Annotated in this window: 15 protein-coding genes; 7 read left to right on the forward strand and 8 right to left on the reverse strand. The window is 56.0% G+C overall.

Annotation, left to right across the window (positions count from 1 at the left end):
* Positions 1-28: 28 nt before the first annotated feature.
* Genes AC1RKC_RS22840 through gpmM form a run of 3 tightly spaced genes read right to left on the reverse strand, consistent with a single transcriptional unit; the run spans position 29 to position 3885 of the window.
* A complete protein-coding gene (locus tag AC1RKC_RS22840) occupies positions 29-994 on the reverse strand; it encodes a divergent polysaccharide deacetylase family protein (protein WP_129983807.1) in 966 nt (321 codons plus the stop codon).
* A gap of 2 nt (positions 995-996) precedes the next feature.
* Entirely contained in the window at positions 997-2331 is a 1335-nt protein-coding gene (gene envC, locus AC1RKC_RS22845) for a murein hydrolase activator EnvC (RefSeq protein WP_048762387.1), read from the reverse strand.
* A 9-nt stretch (positions 2332-2340) separates the two neighbouring features.
* Positions 2341-3885, reverse strand: coding sequence for a 2,3-bisphosphoglycerate-independent phosphoglycerate mutase (gene gpmM, locus AC1RKC_RS22850; RefSeq protein ID WP_174574904.1), 1545 nt, complete (start codon positions 3883-3885; stop codon positions 2341-2343).
* Positions 3886-4183: 298 nt separating this feature from the next.
* Between gpmM and AC1RKC_RS22855 the strand changes: the two genes are divergently transcribed.
* From AC1RKC_RS22855 to cysE, 5 genes are all read left to right on the forward strand, one after another.
* Entirely contained in the window at positions 4184-4618 is a 435-nt protein-coding gene (locus AC1RKC_RS22855) for a rhodanese-like domain-containing protein (RefSeq protein ID WP_020837580.1), read from the forward strand.
* A gap of 28 nt (positions 4619-4646) precedes the next feature.
* Entirely contained in the window at positions 4647-4895 is a 249-nt protein-coding gene (gene grxC, locus AC1RKC_RS22860; protein ID WP_012147490.1) for a glutaredoxin 3, read from the forward strand.
* A gap of 59 nt (positions 4896-4954) precedes the next feature.
* Positions 4955-5425 carry a protein-export chaperone SecB gene (secB, locus tag AC1RKC_RS22865; RefSeq protein ID WP_020837579.1) on the forward strand — a complete coding sequence of 157 codons (471 nt, stop codon included), beginning with the start codon at positions 4955-4957 and terminating at the stop codon, positions 5423-5425.
* The gene (gene gpsA / locus AC1RKC_RS22870) at positions 5425-6444 is read left to right on the forward strand and encodes an NAD(P)H-dependent glycerol-3-phosphate dehydrogenase (protein ID WP_020837578.1); all 1020 of its coding nucleotides are present in this window, start codon (positions 5425-5427) and stop codon (positions 6442-6444) included. Before secB ends, gpsA begins: the two co-directional genes overlap by 1 nt.
* Before the next feature lie 106 nt (positions 6445-6550).
* The gene (gene cysE, locus AC1RKC_RS22875) at positions 6551-7372 is read left to right on the forward strand and encodes a serine O-acetyltransferase (RefSeq protein ID WP_046374883.1); all 822 of its coding nucleotides are present in this window, start codon (positions 6551-6553) and stop codon (positions 7370-7372) included.
* A gap of 63 nt (positions 7373-7435) precedes the next feature.
* Here the strand turns inward: cysE and AC1RKC_RS22880 are convergent, their stop codons facing one another.
* The 5 genes from AC1RKC_RS22880 to cpxR all read right to left on the reverse strand — a co-directional run bounded on the left by AC1RKC_RS22880 (position 7436) and on the right by cpxR (position 11658).
* Positions 7436-8107, reverse strand: coding sequence for a DUF3313 domain-containing protein (locus AC1RKC_RS22880; protein WP_020837576.1), 672 nt, complete (start codon positions 8105-8107; stop codon positions 7436-7438).
* 133 nt (positions 8108-8240) lie between these two features.
* Positions 8241-8990 carry a CHAD domain-containing protein gene (locus AC1RKC_RS22885; protein WP_115060816.1) on the reverse strand — a complete coding sequence of 250 codons (750 nt, stop codon included), beginning with the start codon at positions 8988-8990 and terminating at the stop codon, positions 8241-8243.
* Positions 8991-9052: 62 nt separating this feature from the next.
* Positions 9053-9526, reverse strand: a complete 474-nt coding sequence (gene trmL / locus AC1RKC_RS22890) for a tRNA (uridine(34)/cytosine(34)/5-carboxymethylaminomethyluridine(34)-2'-O)-methyltransferase TrmL (RefSeq protein WP_020837573.1) — start codon at positions 9524-9526, stop codon at positions 9053-9055.
* A 63-nt stretch (positions 9527-9589) separates the two neighbouring features.
* The gene (cpxA, locus tag AC1RKC_RS22895) at positions 9590-10963 is read right to left on the reverse strand and encodes an envelope stress sensor histidine kinase CpxA (RefSeq protein ID WP_020837572.1); all 1374 of its coding nucleotides are present in this window, start codon (positions 10961-10963) and stop codon (positions 9590-9592) included.
* Positions 10960-11658: an envelope stress response regulator transcription factor CpxR gene (gene cpxR / locus AC1RKC_RS22900; RefSeq protein ID WP_004953234.1), complete on the reverse strand. Its 699-nt coding sequence runs from the start codon at positions 11656-11658 to the stop codon at positions 10960-10962. The genes cpxA and cpxR overlap by 4 nt, the downstream gene beginning before the upstream one ends.
* 148 nt (positions 11659-11806) lie before the next feature.
* Here cpxR and cpxP point away from each other — a divergent pair, with 148 nt between their 5' ends.
* Together cpxP and fieF are read left to right on the forward strand one after the other, a co-directional pair.
* Positions 11807-12301 carry a cell-envelope stress modulator CpxP gene (gene cpxP / locus AC1RKC_RS22905; RefSeq protein WP_115060815.1) on the forward strand — a complete coding sequence of 165 codons (495 nt, stop codon included), beginning with the start codon at positions 11807-11809 and terminating at the stop codon, positions 12299-12301.
* Between the two features lie 287 nt (positions 12302-12588).
* Entirely contained in the window at positions 12589-13491 is a 903-nt protein-coding gene (fieF, locus tag AC1RKC_RS22910) for a CDF family cation-efflux transporter FieF (RefSeq protein ID WP_020837568.1), read from the forward strand.
* The last annotated feature ends 160 nt before the right edge of the window (positions 13492-13651 follow it).

Genomic DNA, 13651 nt, shown 5'->3' on the forward strand with positions numbered 1-13651 from the left:
AAAAAGGGCCGGAATTCCGGCCCTGATTTTATGCTTTAGGTTTGTCTGGCGTTGAGTCCGTCCAGCGTTGCCACTGACGTTTAATGAAGGTCACGGCCGGCGACTGGGTCACGCTTTCGCCGATCACACTCATGACCTTGCCCGCGTTGACTTTTTCCTTCGGCAACTTGACCTTACACTGCTTGATCCCGCCATTGAACGGGTTCTTCGGCTGCGGTTTCTGCGGTTTGACCGGTGGTGGAACATAGCTGCCGCCACTACCGCCGCCCTGTGGTTCGTTCAGCAGCGAGCTGGGTTTCACCAACACGATGTCGCTTGGCAGCGTAGGCAGCATCTGCTGCAGCACTTTCACCGTTGCCGGCCGCGGGTGGCCAATGGCAATAGCGGAACCGTTGCGCTGTGCCAATTCGACCGCCCGGTTGAACTGGCGGCGAATATCGGCTTCGCTGGCCGTATCGTCCAGGAACACCTTACGCTTGATCACCTTCACATGGGTGCCGGCCGCCGCTCGGGTGGCCTGGCTGTTGCCGATGGTCATGCTGTCGAGGAAATAGAGCTGATAGCTGTCGAGCGCCTGCATGACTTTCTGCATACCTGGCAGGCTGGAGGTCATGGCGCTGCCCATGTGGTTATTCATACCTACCGCATAGGGCACATTATTGACCGCATTGCGGATAATGCGCTGGATTTCTTCGCTGCTCATGGAAGGCTGCAGCGTGTCACGCTCCAGCGGTTGCTTACTGAGCGGCGCCATCGGCATATGGATCAGTACTTCCCGGCCCTGACTGTGGGCGCGGGTGGCCATTAAGCGGGCATGGGGGGCATTGGGCAGCACTGCAACGGAGATGGCCGTCGGCATTTGCAGCACCGCACCCTCTTCGTGCGGGCGATAACCCACGTCATCGATGACGATGGAGAGTTTCCCTGCCTGTGCGGCGCAGACCTGCAGCAGACAGCCAATCAAGACGGCAGTACGGATTTTGTTATAGCGCAAATCTATCTTCCCAACCACGGTAGTGGGTTAACGGCCTGACCCTGGCGACGAATTTCGAAATAGAGCGATGGCGTTCCCTGGCCTCCGCTGGTACCCACCAAGGCTATCGGTTGGCCGGCGCGCACCTGTGCCCCGACGTTAACCAGTGCACTTTGGTTGTAGCCGTACAGGCTCATGTCACCCTTACCGTGTTCGATGACGACAACCAGGCCATAGCCCTGCAGCCAGTCGGCCAGCAGCACGCGACCGTCGGCGATAGCTTTCACTTCGCTGCCTTCGGCGGCGGAGATCACCATGCCTTTCCAGCGTAGTTCACCTTGCAGCTGTTCACCGAAACCATGCAACGTGCGGCCGCGGACCGGCCATATTGCCTGCCCACCCGGTCTGCCAAGGCCGCCGGTACGGGCCATAAGTGAACGGTCGGCTTCGCTTGGCTTATAGCTGGTGCCGGTTTTCTTCGCCTGCTGTTCTTTGACGCGAACCTGCTCGCGAACCTTGGCGGCCTCACGCGCTTCGCGTTCCGCTCGGGCACGGGCTTCTCGTTCGGCCCGGGCAATCTTGTCGCGCATGCGGGTTTCGTTCTGGCGCAGTTCCACCAGACGCTGCTGATCTTTTTCCAGCGAGGCTTCCAGCGCGGTCAGCGTTTTCTTACGTGCACCGCGTGCCTGCTCCAGCTTCTGCTGCTGCGTTTGTTGTTCGCCTAGCAGCGATTTCTGTTGGCCCTGCTTGGCCACCAGCGTGGTTTTTTGCTTTGCCAGCTCGGCGCGGGTTTGCTTCAGTTCTTCAATGGTTTGCTGACGCGCGTCGTTCAGGTAGCCGAAGTAAGCCAAAATACGCTCGCTACGCTGGCTCTCTTCACCGCTGAGGATCAATTGCACGGCGCTGTGCTGGCCCTGGCGGAAGGCGGCATCGAGCTGTTTGGCGAGGATTTCCTGCTGGGTGGATTGCTGCTTTTGCAGCTTGGCGATTGAGGCATTCAGGCCGGAGATATCTTTCCCCAGTTGACTCAATGTGCTTTGGGTGTCACGCAGCAGGCGGCTGGCCTGCGCGATGGTTTTTTCTTGCTGCTTAAGCTGATCCTGCAATGAGCTGCGCTGTTGTTGCTGCTGCTTAACCGCCTTTTCTTTCTCGGCGATGCTTTGCTGGATGTCTTTGAGCTGGGATTTATTGTCTTCCGCCGCCTGGCTGGCTAACGGCAACAACAAGACGCCAGCGTAAAATACGCTGGCGCACAGGGTGGTAAACTTCCTTGGCGCGGTGCGTTCAGGCAGCGGCTGGCTGCCTGGGTTTGCGCTTCGGGTTACCCTTGATAGTGCAAAAAACGCCTTTTCCCTCATAGGGAAGGATTATTCCACGATGAACAGCGGCTTACCAGTCATCTCTTGCGGGATTTCCATTCCCATCAGCGTCAGCATGGTCGGCGCAATGTCCGAAAGCTTGCCGCCGTTGACTGCGCGGGCAGGCTTGCCGATGTAAATCAGCGGTACCGGAAGGCTGGTGTGGGCGGTGTGCGCCTGACCGGTCGCCGGATCGCGCATTTGCTCGGCATTACCGTGGTCGGCGGTGATCAGCAGTTGTCCATCGACGGCTTTCACCGCTTCGACGACCTGGGCGATGCAGCCGTCCAGCGTTTCCACCGCTTTCACTGCCGCGTCGTAAACCCCGGTATGACCCACCATATCGCCATTTGGATAATTGCAGATGATGGCGTCGTACTTGCCGCTGTTAATGGCGGTCAGCAGTTTGTCGGTCAGTTCGGCGGCGCTCATTTCTGGCTGCAGATCGTAGGTCGCGACCTTCGGTGAGTTGATCAGCACACGTTCTTCCCCGGCAAACGGCTCTTCAACGCCGCCATTATAGAAGAAGGTGACGTGGGCGTATTTTTCGGTTTCCGAAATGCGCAGCTGGGTTTTGTCGTGCTTCATTAACCATTCGCCGAAGGTGTTGTTCAACGATGCCGGTGGATAGGCGCAGGGAACTTTGATGTCGGCAGCGTATTCGGTCAGCATCACGAAATCTCCAAAGTTGATGACTTTGGCACGTGGGAAGCCGTCGAAATCCGCATTTACGAAGGCACGAACGATCTGGCGTGCGCGATCGGCGCGGAAGTTCATGAAAATCAGTGCGTCGCCGTCGTGCAGTTCGGCAGTGGCCTCCCCGGCAGTCTGGAGAACGGTCGGCTTGACGAACTCGTCGTTCTCGCCACGCTGGTAAGCGGCCTGCAGGGCAGCAACGGCGTTGTCGGCGACAAAGTCGCCCTTGGCCTGGGTCAGTAAATCATAAGCCAGTTGAACGCGATCCCAGCGGTTGTCGCGGTCCATGGCGTAGTAACGGCCGATCAGCGATGCGATACGCCCGCAGCCGAGGCTGGCAAAGGTATCGCTAAAGCGTTGCAAGGAGGGTTCAGCACTGCGAGGCGGGGTATCGCGACCGTCGAGGAAGGCATGCAGGTAAACGGCTTTGGCACCGCGTTGCGCGGCCAGTTCAATCATGGCCAGAATATGGTCTTCGTGGCTGTGCACGCCGCCCGGCGACAGCAACCCCATGATATGCACTGCTTTGCCGGCCTGCACGGCCTTGTCGACCGCCGCCGTCAGCGTTGGGTTAACGAAGAAATCGCCTTCTTTGATTTCTTTATCCAACCGGGTCAGATCCTGATAAACGATGCGCCCGGCCCCCAGGTTGACGTGCCCGACTTCCGAGTTGCCCATCTGACCGTCAGGCAGGCCGACATCCAGCCCGGATGCGGCGATAAGAGTATGCGGCTGTTGTTGCCACAGGCGATCCATCACCGGCGTTTTGGCGTTCATAATGGCGTTGTCCTGTTGCTCCTCACGGTGGCCGTAGCCGTCCAGGATCACCAGTACCATCGGTTTTTTGTTGCTCGACATTGCATTAACCTCGTTATGAATTTTAAGTTGTGAATAGCCATCAGCCCGTGCCCGGAGTGATGGCTATTCACCCTAAAAACCGGCCGATTTTACAACGCCGACGGTTAAAAAGAGCCCAGAGAGATCAAAGTTGCGGTCAACAAGGTCGGCTTTTAGGCTGTGGCGCAGTGAATTTCTCAGCGTAGCCCGCAGTTTCTGCAATAGCGCTTGCTTATTGGCTGTATTTGCTGCACTCGGCAGGTATACTCTGGAACCTTGAGTTATTTTTTCCTTAAACTGACGGGAGTTGTTACACCCCATGCTGCAAGAAATTATGCAATTCGTTAGCAAGCATCCCATACTGAGCCTGGCCTGGATCGCCCTGCTGGTTGCGGTGATCGTCATGACCTTCAAGAGCAGTTTCTCCAAGGTGAAAGAGATCACCCGTGGTGAAGCCACCCGACTGATTAATAAAGAAGATGCCGTTGTGGTGGATACCCGCAGCCGTGATGATTTCCGCAGAGGCCACTTGGCCAACGCCATTAACCTGACCGCCAGCGAAATCAAAAGCGGCAGCCTGGGCGAGCTGGAAAAACACAAGGCTCAGCCGATCATCGTGGTGTGTGCCAACGGCACCACTTCCCGCGAGCCGGCAGAAAACCTGCACAAGGCGGGCTTTGAAAACGTCACTACGCTGAAGGACGGGATTGCCGGCTGGAGCGGGGAAAACCTGCCGTTAGTGCGCGGTAAGTAATTGTTTAACGTAGTTGAGGTGGTAATCCATGGCTAACATTGATATCTACACCAAAGCGACCTGCCCGTTCTGCCATCGCGCTAAAGCGCTGCTGAACAGCAAGGGCGCCGCGTTTAACGAAATCGCCATCGATGGCGATAATGAAAAACGCGAAGCGATGATTGCGCGCAGTGGGCGCACCACCGTGCCTCAGATTTTCATCGATGGCCAACATATCGGCGGCTGCGATGATTTATATGAACTCGATGCTCGTGGTGGTCTGGATCCGCTGCTTTAAGCGGGCCGCTACCGGTTACTGAGTGTCAATAAGGACGTTTAACCAAGGGTATTACACACATGTCAGAACAAAACAGCACAGAGATGGCTTTCCAGATTCAGCGTATTTACACCAAGGATATTTCCTTCGAAGCGCCAAAAGCGCCGCAGGTTTTCCAGCAGGAATGGCAGCCAGAAGTTAAACTGGATCTAGATACCGCTTCCAGCCAGTTGGCTGACGAAGTGTATGAGGTTGTACTGCGCGTAACCGTGACGGCGTCTCTGGGCGAAGAAACTGCGTTCCTGTGTGAAGTGCAGCAGGCGGGCATCTTCTCCGTAGCGGGTATAGACGGCACGCAGCTGGCGCATTGCCTGGGTGCATACTGCCCGAACATTCTGTTCCCGTATGCGCGTGAGTGCATCACCAGCCTGGTTTCTCGCGGTACATTCCCGCAGCTGAACCTGGCACCGGTTAACTTTGACGCGCTGTTCATGAACTATCTGCAGCAGCAGGCGGAAGGCGAAGGTGCCGCACCACATCAGGATGCCTGATGAACAGCGTCAATGCTTCAATGACAGTGATCGGTGCCGGCTCGTACGGCACCGCATTAGCTATTACGCTGGCGCGTAACGGCCACTCCGTGGTGCTCTGGGGCCATAACCCCGAGCAGATTCAAAAAATGCAGCACGATCGCTGCAATCAGGCCTTTCTTCCCGACGTCACCTTCCCCGATACGCTGTTGCTTGAAGCCGATTTGGCCCGTGCGCTGGCGGCTAGCCGCGACGTGCTGGTGGTGGTGCCAAGCCATGTATTCGGTGATGTGCTACGCCAGTTGAAACCGCATTTGCGGCCGGATGCCCGTATCGTTTGGGCAACCAAAGGGCTGGAGGCAGAAACTGGTCGGCTGTTGCAGGACGTGGCGCGCGAAGCACTGGGCGAAGCCATTCCGCTGGCGGTGGTCTCCGGACCGACGTTCGCCAAAGAGCTGGCTGCAGGGCTGCCTACCGCCATTGCGTTGGCCTCTACCGATGCGCAGTTCGCCGATGACTTGCAGCAGTTGCTGCACTGCGGCAAAAGTTTCCGCGTCTACAGCAACCCCGATTTTATCGGCGTGCAGTTGGGCGGGGCGGTGAAAAACGTGATTGCCATTGGCGCTGGGATGTCAGACGGTATCGGGTTTGGTGCTAATGCCCGTACCGCATTGATTACCCGCGGCTTGACGGAAATGACACGCCTTGGCTCTGCGCTGGGTGCCGATCCCTCGACCTTCATGGGCATGGCCGGGCTGGGCGATCTGGTGTTAACCTGCACCGATAACCAATCGCGCAACCGCCGCTTCGGTATTATGCTGGGGCAGGGAAAAGGCGTGCAGGAAGCGCAGGACAGTATAGGTCAGGTGGTCGAAGGCTATCGCAATACCAAAGAGGTATTGGCGTTGGCGCAGCGGCACGGCGTTGAAATGCCGATTACCGAACAAATTTACCAGGTGCTGTACTGCCATAAAGATGCCCGCGAGGCTGCGCTAAGCCTGTTGGGGCGGACCAGAAAAGACGAAAAACACAACGCTTGACCTATAAAATAGAATGCGGGGCGGCATGCTGACCCCGGCAACTGAATTGGGCTGCCTGATTGCTTTGCGATGAGGCAGCCTGTTTTGCAAGGCGGAGAGGAACCTGATGTCGTCAGAAGAGTTAGAGCAGGTCTGGAATAGCATTAAATCAGAGGCGAGAGAGCTGGCTGAGTGTGAACCGATGCTGGCTAGCTTTTATCATGCGACGTTGCTCAAGCACGATAACCTGGGCGGTGCGCTCAGCTATATTCTGGCAAACAAGCTGGCAAATCCCATTATGCCGGCCATTGCGGTGCGTGAAGTGGTGGAAGACGCCTACTTAGCCGACCAGCAAATGATCGCTTCGGCCGCCCGTGACATCCTGGCCGTGCGCCTGCGAGACCCGGCGGTAGATAAATATTCAACGCCGCTGCTGTACCTGAAAGGTTTTCATGCGCTGCAGGCCTACCGTATCGGCCACTGGCTGTGGCTGCAGGGGCGGCAGGCGCTGGCGATTTACCTGCAGAATCAGATTTCGGTCGCTTTCGGCGTGGATATCCACCCGGCGGCCACGATTGGCTGCGGCATTATGCTTGACCACGCTACTGGTATCGTGATCGGTGAAACTGCCGTAGTAGAAAATAACGTGTCTATTCTGCAGTCGGTTACCCTTGGTGGTACCGGAAAGACCAGCGGCGACCGCCATCCGAAGATCCGTGAGGGCGTAATGATTGGCGCCGGGGCTAAAATTCTCGGCAATATCGAAGTGGGTAAAGGCGCTAAAATCGGTGCTGGCTCTGTGGTGCTGCAGTCTGTACCTGCGCATACGACCGCCGCGGGCGTGCCTGCACGCCTCGTCGGCCGGCCAGAAAGCGATACGCCGTCGATGGATATGGACCAGTACTTCAACGGTACCAATCACGGTTTTGAATACGGTGATGGGATTTAATCCGGTGAGTTGACGAATAAAATCGGGGGAGCTTTGGCTACCCCGATTTGTTTCTTCGCAGGGTTAACCCTGTTTAGGGAAGTTGGTGATGTCTTTAACCATGTCGTCGATCGCTGCTTTGACGTCTTCCGCTGTTACCGGTGAGCTGTCGTTGCTGACGGTTTTACCATAGGCTTTACGAGCAACTTCCAGCACCGTTTTGCCGGTATCCTGATCGATCAATTCACCTTCGATATACAGCGTGGTGTTTTGGGTTCTGTGACCGCTGGCCGCCATGGTGCTGGCAACCACAGCCGCGACCGGTACCACCTCATAGAATTTCATATCTTCGTTTTCTGCAGACACTGCCGTGATGGCGAGTTTAGCCACCAGCACGCGTGACCCGGCCGGACTATTGAGTACGGTAAAGCGATCTTGAAGCGCGGTTTTAATCCGCTGAGAAGCGTAAGCCTTTATTTTATTCAGCGTATCTTGGCTAACGCGCGTCGTCGGTTTTTCAGCAGGGAAATAGACTACTGGCTCAAAATACAGGCCGCGGTAGTTGGACTCTTTGTAGCTTGGGTCGATCCAGCGCAGCGTTTTGTGGCCGCTTGGTGATGTGGTTTCCTGCAATTTGCTGTAGTCAGACAGGAATCCCGAGTACTGATCCGTTTTGGTTACTTTGGACGAACAGCCCGCCAGTAACAGGCCCGCTGCCAAAACCGCCATGGCAACGCCCAAACGTTGTTTTTTCATACGATTTCCTATGATGAATGTCGATTACCCTTACAAAACATAGCTTATTATCCTCCGGGGCAGTGAATGTTTTCGGCGCTCGCCGTGCCCTGTTTCTGCATTCTTTTGACAGTATCGTGATACGCCGCTGGTTTTAGGCACTCAGCGTTCGCGAAAGTGAAAGCAGTGCCTTTTCTGCTTGCTTCCGCGTCGTCTCCAGCGCCATTTGCCACTGCGGCAACAGCGGCCAGAGATCTTGCTGGTTTTCGGCCTGCTGGCACCAGACAAAACGATCGTGCCAATCTCCGAGTGCGCTTTGTGCCGTTTTCAGGCTGGCGACGGTTTCAGGCGTGATGAGGGAGAGTTGAGAATAGGCTTCGGCAACATAACGCAGACGCTTAACCAGCAGGCGCAGTTGGTGCCGATCGTAATGTATGTCAGCCAATGCCAGGCGTAGCTGTTTTACCTGGAGGCGCAGGCGGAGGGCAACACGACGTTTGATGTGTCGGGGTTGAGTTCGGCGGAAGGTTTTTGGCCAGATATGTAGCAGAGTGGGAAAGTGGGTCAGCAACGGCTGTGACATCAGCGCGAGTTTGCGGCGGTACAGCTCGGTTTTGCGCGTATTGGCCTGCCATGCCAACTGATGCAGTTCCAGTTCGGCGATCAGCACTTCCAGATCGCGTATCGGCGTAGTGATTTTTCCCAAGTCGGCAGCAGCGCTGCTGAGGCCAGTTACGCCGGGGATACCGCGTAATGGTCGCAGCAGACTTCTGATACGCTGCAGGTTGATGCGTACGTCGTGCAAGGCCTCAACGTCTGAGGTGTGCTGCAAACGCAGCAGCGCCTGATTCAGCGCGCGCTCGAGCCTGCGTAGCTGCGCAATAATACTCTTAGCCAAAGCCATGCGATGTCCCCGGAGAGGCAACCTTTCAGTATTATCGTCTCCGCAGGAACGGTTGTCATTGATTAAGACTTAATCAGCGCGCCCGCGTAGTCCAACTGCCGCCAGGCTTCGTACACGACTACCGCGACAGCATTGGACAGGTTCATGCTGCGGCTTTGTGCCTGCATAGGGATGCGGATTTTCTGTTGTGCCGGCAAGGCGTCAAGGATCTCGGCGGGCAGACCGCGAGTTTCCGGTCCGAACAACAGGTAGTCGCCGGCCTGGTAGCTGACTGCGCTGTGTGCCGGGGTGCCTTTGGTGGTCAGGGCAAACAGACGCTGCGGATTTTCGCTGGCGATAAAGGCGGCGTAGTCGGCATGACGTCGGATACTGGCGAATTCATGGTAGTCCAGCCCCGCGCGGCGCAGGCGTTTATCATCCCACGGGAAGCCCATTGGCTCTATCAGATGCAGTTGAAAACCGGTATTGGCGCACAGACGGATGATATTGCCGGTATTGGGTGGAATTTCAGGTTCGAATAAAACGATGTTCAGCATGTAAAAAGCCCCTCATGACGAGGGGCGCAGAATAGCAAAATCTTACCGGCCTGTCTTAGGCTATCAGCGTTGGTGGAGCGGTAACCACAGCACCAGACGCAGGCCGCCGAGCGGACTGTCTTCCGCTTTCACCCAGCCACGATGCTGGTTAACCGCCGCCTCTACGATGGCCAGGCCCAGACCTGTCCCGCCGGATGCGCGATCGCGTGCTTCATCGGTTCGATAGAACGGTCGGAATATTTGCTCGCGATCTTCCGCGCTGACACCGGGACCGTCGTCGTCGACAACAATGGTGATGCCTTGGTTGTCTGCGCTGAACGCCACGGCAATATGGGTGTTCGAATAACGCAGGGCATTACGCACGATATTTTCCAGCGCGCTATCCAGCGCACCGGCGTTACCGTACAGGGTCCACGGGCCGGGAGGGGAGGTGATCTCCAGCTGTTTGCCCATTTGTTCTGCTTCGAAGCTGGCGTCGTCCAGCACGTCGGCCCACAGTTCGTTGGCCAGCAAGCGCTCACGCACCAACTCACTTTTCTGTTGCCCACGCGACAACACCAGTAAATCGTTAATCATCGAGTCCAGGCGCTGTGCTTCGGTTTCGATACGTGCCAGCTCGTGCCCTTCGCCGTGGCGACGGCGCATTAATGCCGTGGCCAGCTGCAAACGGGTTAGCGGTGTGCGCAACTCATGCGAAATATCGGATATCAGCCGTTGCTGAGCGGTCATCATGCGTTCCAACGCGCTGACCATTTGGTTAAAACTGGCGCCGGTCGCCAGGAACTCTTGTGGCCCGGCCTCCAGCTCAGGATGCTGTTTCAGGTTGCCACGTGCGACATCGTCCGCCGCATTCTTCAGCTTGCGCGCCGGTTTTGCCAGGCTCCAGGCCAGCCATAGCAGCAAGGGGGCGCTGATCAGCATAGTGACGATCAGCAGCAGCAGCGGCCGGTCGAACATCAGGTTGATAAAATCGGATTGTGGGCTGTTGGCAGGGCGGATCAGGTACAGCTGGTAGTTGTCTTCACCATCCCGCACCGAGAAAGGGCCGACCAGTTCGACACGGCCATATTTCTTCTTCTTCGGATGATCGGCGTTATCGGATTGGCCGATAAAATTGCGCACCAACTGCATTTCGTTGCGCTGCATGTTGCCAATCACCCGGCCTTCGCTGGTGACCAGCAGCAGGCGCTGCCCTGGCGGGGCCCATTTTTCAATGGCGCGGAATAAGCGCCGCCACCACATCAGATCGTTGGCCGGATCGTTTTGCAACTCGGCTTCGACGTGTTGTTCCAGCATCAGCCCCTGCCGCTGTTCGCTGTCCAGCAGCGAGGTCATTTGGCGGGAGTCTAACTTGGGCACCATCAACACCAACATCAGCACCAGAGCTAATGTGAACCAGAAAATGGCGAAGATGCGTGCCGTCAAACTGTTGATCATGTTGCAGATACCATTAAGTAACCCCGACCACGCAGCGTTTTGAACCACGGATGACCGTCTTTGCGGTTCGGCAGCTTACGTCGCAGGTTGGAGATGTGCATATCGATAGCGCGATCAAAAGGCGTCAGCCGTTTACCCAGTACTTCCTGGCTCAGCAGTTCGCGTGACACCACTTGACCAAGGTGCTGCGCCAGCAGGTACAGCAGGGTAAATTCGGTGCCGGTGAGGTCCAGCGTTTGGCCGTCGAAGCTGGCTTCCTGGCGACCCGGATTGAGCTGCAGGCCGTCTACATCCAGCGTTGGTGCGCCGGTATCGACATTCTGCTGTTGTTCGCTCCAGTTGGAACGGCGCAGAATTGCGCGGATACGTGCCACCAGTTCGCGATCGTTAAAGGGTTTTGGCAGGTAGTCATCGGCGCCCAGTTCCAGGCCCAAAACGCGGTCAAGTTCACTGCCGCGAGCGGTCAGCATGATGACCGGCGTCTGGTGATGTTGACGCAGCTCTTTCAACGTATCGATACCGTTTTTCTTCGGCATCATGATATCGAGCAGCAGCAGATCGATGGAGCTGTCCAGTAGCGACAACGCCTGTTCGCCATCGTAAGCAACCACGATGGTAAAGCCTTCCATTTCAAGCAGTTCTTTTAACAGCGAGGTCAGCTCGCGGTCGTCGTCAACTAACAGAATTTTATTCATTATGTTTTACCTCCTGACGCAAAATACGTCATCAACTGTTGGCATTCCATGACTTTACGTAGTTTTACATGCACTGACGCATGTTTGCAGGTGCAGCAGTACACTGCTCCTCGTTGATTCGCAAAGTGAGAAAGCACGAGGAGTTGAAATGCGTAAGGTGACCGCATTAGTTATGGCATCAATGCTGGCAATAGGTTCTACCGCTGCGTTCGCTGCCGACACTACATCGGAAACTGTACCGACTCCCGGAAACGATGCGACCACCAGAACACCTGGCCAACACCACATGTTTGACGGTGTCAGCCTGACTGAGCAACAGCGCCAGCAAATGCGCGATTTAATGCGCCAGGCGCGCCACGATCTGCCAGGTGTCAATGTAGCTGAAATGGAAGCCATGCATAAGCTGGTGACCGCAGACAAATTTGATGAAGCCGCCGTGTATGCCCAGGCGGAACAGATGGCCCAGCAGCAGGTTAAGCGTCAGGTCGAAATGGCCCGGGTACGCAACCAAATGTATAACCTACTGACGCCACAGCAAAAAAGCGTTTTAGACCAGAAACATCAGCAGCGCATGCAGCAGATGGAGCAACAGATTTCTGGTTTGCAGCAAACTTCTGCCCAGAAGTTAAGTACGACTGAGTAGTCCCCTGTTTTTTCCTTGCCATAGACACCATCCCTGTCTTCCCCCGCCATGATGGCGGGGTTTTTTTTATCCATCAATTACAGCTTGATAGCCCGCCAGGCAACTCTGCAAGGTTAAACCACAGAGTATGGACCATGACGACGTTTAGCGCCGGTCGCACGGATTGTTTGCATCGATATGGCGACATCCCTTCGCGATATGTACTGCGTTGGCGGCGGTTATCTGAAGGGCTTTTTTGCTCATCATTCCGTTATACTGACCCTCTGAACGTTTAACCGGGATGGGTTATGGAACCGCAATATGCGCGTTTGGTGAAATCCGCCGCGTTAGCGGCCACCGTTTTGGCCTCAACGCTGTTACTGATCAAAATTGTCGCCTGGTACCGCACCGGTTCGGTGAGCCTGTTGGCCGCGCTGGTGGATTCGCTGGTGGATATTGCCGCGTCGCTGACCAACCTGCTGGTGGTACGTTACTCGCTGCAGCCGGCCGATGAGGAACATACCTTCGGGCACGGCAAGGCCGAATCGTTGGCGGCGCTGGCACAAAGCATGTTCATTTCTGGCTCGGCGTTGTTTTTATTTCTGACCGGTTTTCAGCATCTGTACTCACCGGAAACCTTGCGTGACCCTGGCATCGGTATTGCCGTGACGATAGTGGCGTTGGTCAGCACCCTGCTGTTGGTCACCTATCAGCGTTGGGTGGTAAGAAAAACTCGCAGTCAGGCCGTCCGAGCAGATATGCTGCATTATCAGTCAGATGTCATGATGAATGGTGCTATTCTTATAGCGCTTGCGCTAAGCTGGTACGGTTTTCACCGGGCAGATGCGCTGTTTGCACTGGGAATAGGCGTCTACATTCTTTATAGCGCGCTGCGAATGGGCAATGAAGCCGTGCAATCGCTGCTGGATCGGGCATTGCCGGACGACGAGCGCCAGGCGATTATTGATGTGATCTCCTCATGGCCTGGGGTCAAAGGCGCGCACGATCTACGCACTCGCCAGTCCGGTCCGACGCGTTTTATTCAGCTGCATCTGGAGATGGACGATGCGTTACCGCTGATGCAGGCGCATATTCTGGCTGAACAGGTGGAACAGGCGCTGTTGCACCGTTTCCCGGGGGCTGATGTTCTTATCCATCAGGATCCTTGTTCTGTAGTGCCCGCGGGCCGACAGGGGCGTTGGGAGCTATAATTAATGCAGGACAACGGGAACTCGCACAGCGGATAAATAATGGCATTAGCTCCGCGTGCCATGACGCTTTTTTACCGCAATATTGCGTGACTTGAATCAATTCAGCTGGGTGTTTTTGCTATAATATCCAGCAATAAAGCCGTAAAGCTGGTTTTCTGCA

It is taken from the genome of Serratia sp. GW822-FHT06E05 (assembly GCF_058799445.1).